Origin of the sequence: Tepidimonas sp. (assembly GCF_029335975.1) — a bacterium.
Classification (GTDB): domain Bacteria; phylum Pseudomonadota; class Gammaproteobacteria; order Burkholderiales; family Burkholderiaceae_C; genus Tepidimonas.
In genome coordinates, this window is record NZ_JARJMT020000166.1 from 1 (window position 1) to 3,261 (window position 3,261).

The 3,261-nt window shown below is 66.5% G+C and carries 2 protein-coding genes; both read left to right on the forward strand.

Annotated features, from left to right (window positions below):
• The first annotated feature begins 4 nt into the window (after positions 1 to 4).
• On the forward strand, positions 5 to 2,095 hold the full coding sequence (gene flhA / locus P3W97_RS09300; protein WP_300846083.1) for a flagellar biosynthesis protein FlhA: 2,091 nt from the start codon (positions 5 to 7) through the stop codon (positions 2,093 to 2,095).
• Positions 2,092 to 3,261: flagellar biosynthesis protein FlhF (flhF, locus tag P3W97_RS09305; RefSeq protein ID WP_300846081.1), on the forward strand; the 1,170-nt coding region annotated here is incomplete at its 3' end. The genes flhA and flhF, both read left to right, overlap by 4 nt.

Sequence of the window (3,261 nt, forward strand, 5' to 3'; positions counted from 1 at the left end):
ACCCATGAACGCCATTTTGCAATCGCTGCAACAGTCGCTTCGCCCCTGGCAGGGCCATGGTCAGGCGCTGGCTGCCCCGGCTCTGGTGATGCTGGTGCTGGCCATGTTGGTCTTGCCCCTGCCCCCGTGGCTGCTGGACACCTTCTTTACCCTGAATATCGCGATCGCTTTGACCGTGATGATGGTGGCCGCCTACATGCGGCGCGCGCTGGATTTTGCGGTCTTTCCCACCGTGCTGCTCATCACCACCCTGCTGCGCCTGTCGCTCAATGTGGCCTCCACCCGCGTGGTGTTGATGGAGGGCCATACAGGCCCTGGTGCAGCCGGCAAAGTCATCGAGGCTTTTGGCACCTTCTTGATCGGCGGCAACTTCGCCGTCGGGCTGATCGTCTTTCTGATCCTGGTGGTGATCAACTTCGTCGTCATCACCAAGGGGGCCGAGCGCATTGCCGAGGTGGGTGCGCGCTTTACCCTCGACGCCATGCCGGGCAAACAGATGGCGATCGATGCCGATCTCAACGCTGGCTTGATCGACCAGGCCGAGGCCAAGCGGCGCCGTGCCGAGGTGTCGGAGGAGGCGGACTTCTTCGGCAACATGGACGGTGCATCCAAGTTCGTGCGCGGTGACGCCATCGCCGGCATTCTGATTCTGATCATCAACATCGTTGGTGGCTTTGCGGTCGGCATGCTGCAGCACGGCTTGTCGCTAGAGCAGGCCGCACACAGCTACATCACGCTGGCGGTGGGTGATGCGTTGGTGGCACAGGTGCCGGGCCTGTTGGTGTCGGTGGCTGCGGCCATGGTGGTCTCGCGTGTCGGCAAGGAAGAGGACCTGGGCCAGCAGATCGTCGCGCAGATGTTCGACTCGCCCAAGGTGCTGGGCGTGACCGCGACGGTGATGGCGCTGCTGGGCAGCATTCCCGGCATGCCCAATCTGGTATTTCTGGGCTTTGCGGCGATCATCGGTGCGCTGGCATTCTGGCTGGCGCGCGAGCGGCGCAAGCCCTCGGCGCAGGAACTCGCCGCCCAGCAAGCCGCCCAGACCCCAGCCGAGACCGAGGCCACCTGGGACGATCTGCAGCCGGTGGATCTGCTCGGTCTGGAGCTCGGTTATCGCCTCATCGCGTTGGTGGATCGGTCCCGCCGCGGCGATCTGCTGACCCGCATCAAGGGCGTGCGCAAAAAGTTTGCGCAGGAGGTCGGCTTTTTGCCGCCCCCCGTGCATGTGCGCGACAACCTGGAGCTCAAGCCCAGTGCCTACCGCATCACGCTGCGCGGCGTCGTGGTGGGCGAAGGGGAGGTGTTCCCCGGGCAGTTTCTGGCGATCAATCCCGGCCATATCCGCACGCCCCTGATCGGCCAATCCACCACCGACCCCGCTTTTGGCCTACCTGCCACGTGGATCGAGGAGAAACACAAGGAAAACGCGCAAATGGCGGGCTACACCGTCGTTGATGCGGAGACTGTGCTGGCCACGCATTTGTCACACTTGATGCAAGTCCACGCGGCCAAGCTGCTCAGCCGCACCGAGGTGCAAGAACTCGTCGAGCATGTGCGCAAGCTGGCCCCCAAACTGATCGAGGAAGTGATCCCGGCCATGGTGCCCATTGGTGTGTTCCAAAAAGTGCTCCAGCTGCTGCTGGAGGAGGGCGTGCACATCCGCGACATCCGCACGATCATCGAGACCCTGGCCGAACACGCGGGCCAGACCCAGGACCCGGTGGAGCTGACGCGGCGGGTGCGTCAGGCGTTGGCGCCCGCCATCGTGCAGCAAATCTATGGGCCGGCGCAGGAGCTGGAGGTCATCGCTATCGAGCCAGGTCTGGAGCGGCTGCTGACCCAGGTGCTCGGCCCGCAGAGTGTCGGCGCGTTGGACCCGGGCGTGGCAGACATGTTGACGCAGTCGGCCGCCCGCGTCGCATCGCGCCAGGAAGAAAGTGGCGTGCCCGCCGTGCTGCTGGTGCCCGATGCCATTCGCCAAGCCATCGCCCGCTTGCTCAAGCGTGCCGCCCCGCGCCTGCAGGTGCTGGCGCACAGCGAGATCCCTGACACCCACACCATCCGTATCGGCCCGATCATTGGAGAGCCCGCATGAACGCACAACGATTCGTCGCCCCCAACTCGCGCGAGGCCATGGCGCTGGCGCGGGCCGCCTTTGGCGAGCAGGCCGTGATCCTGTCCTCGCGCTCGACGCAACAGGGGTTCGAAGTGGTGGCCACATCCGAGGATCAGCTCGCCGTGATTGCTGCACAGGCGGCCGCGCCCGCCGCAGCGAAGGGCCGTGCCTTGCCTGAGTCGCCGGTTGGACGCTCCGGGCGCGCGACGCTGGGACTGCAGCAACGTGCGGCGGCTCAGTTGCCGCCGGTGTCGCCCGACAGTTCGGTGGCACAGGACACCGAGACGCTGGCGATGAGCACGCTGTCCTTTCAGGAGTATGTGCGTGAGCGCATGCTGCGCAAGCGCCGCGAGGCTCTGCAAGGGGCCCGGGCAGCGGAGGCGCCGGCGGCTGCGGGATCTGCGGCCGCGCTGCGGTCCCAGGCCCCGCTGCCACAGACACCGCCTGTTGCGCCGCGTGGAGAGGATGCCATGGTGTTGCCGTTCGGCCGCCCCCAGGCGTCGCCCACCGCCGCAGCGGCCCCGCAGCGCCCGGCTGCCCCGCCCAACGGTGCAGCCGCCGGGCAAACCAACCCGCTTGCGGCCCAGTTGGCGGCGTTGCAGGCCATGATGGAGGAGCGTTTTCAGACCCTGGCGTGGCTGGGGCAGGCGCGCCACAACCCCATCCAGTCCCAACTCATGCACAAATTCATCCGGGCCGGCTACTCGCCGACCGTGGCCCGGGCTGTGCTCGAACGACTACCCGCGCAACTGAAAGCGGCCGAAGCCTGGCGCTGGACGCTCGAGGTGCTGGCGCACAACCTGCGCGTGGCCCGGGAGCCAGGCCAGTTGTGCGACGAGGGGGGCGTTTACGCCCTCATCGGCTCCACCGGCGTCGGCAAAACGACCACCGCCGCCAAGCTGGCGGCGCAGTGTGTCAAGGCCTATGGTGCCCACAGCGTGGGCCTGATCACGCTGGACACCTATCGCGTGGCGGGCTACGAGCAACTGCGTGCCTATGGCCGCATGCTGGGGGTGGTTGCGCACCAGGCGCATGACCGTGCCGCGCTGCAGGACCTGCTCGAACTGCTGGCCAACAAGCGCATGGTGATCATCGATACCGCCGGTCTGGGTCAGAAAGACCCCCGCATTCAGGAGATGATGGCC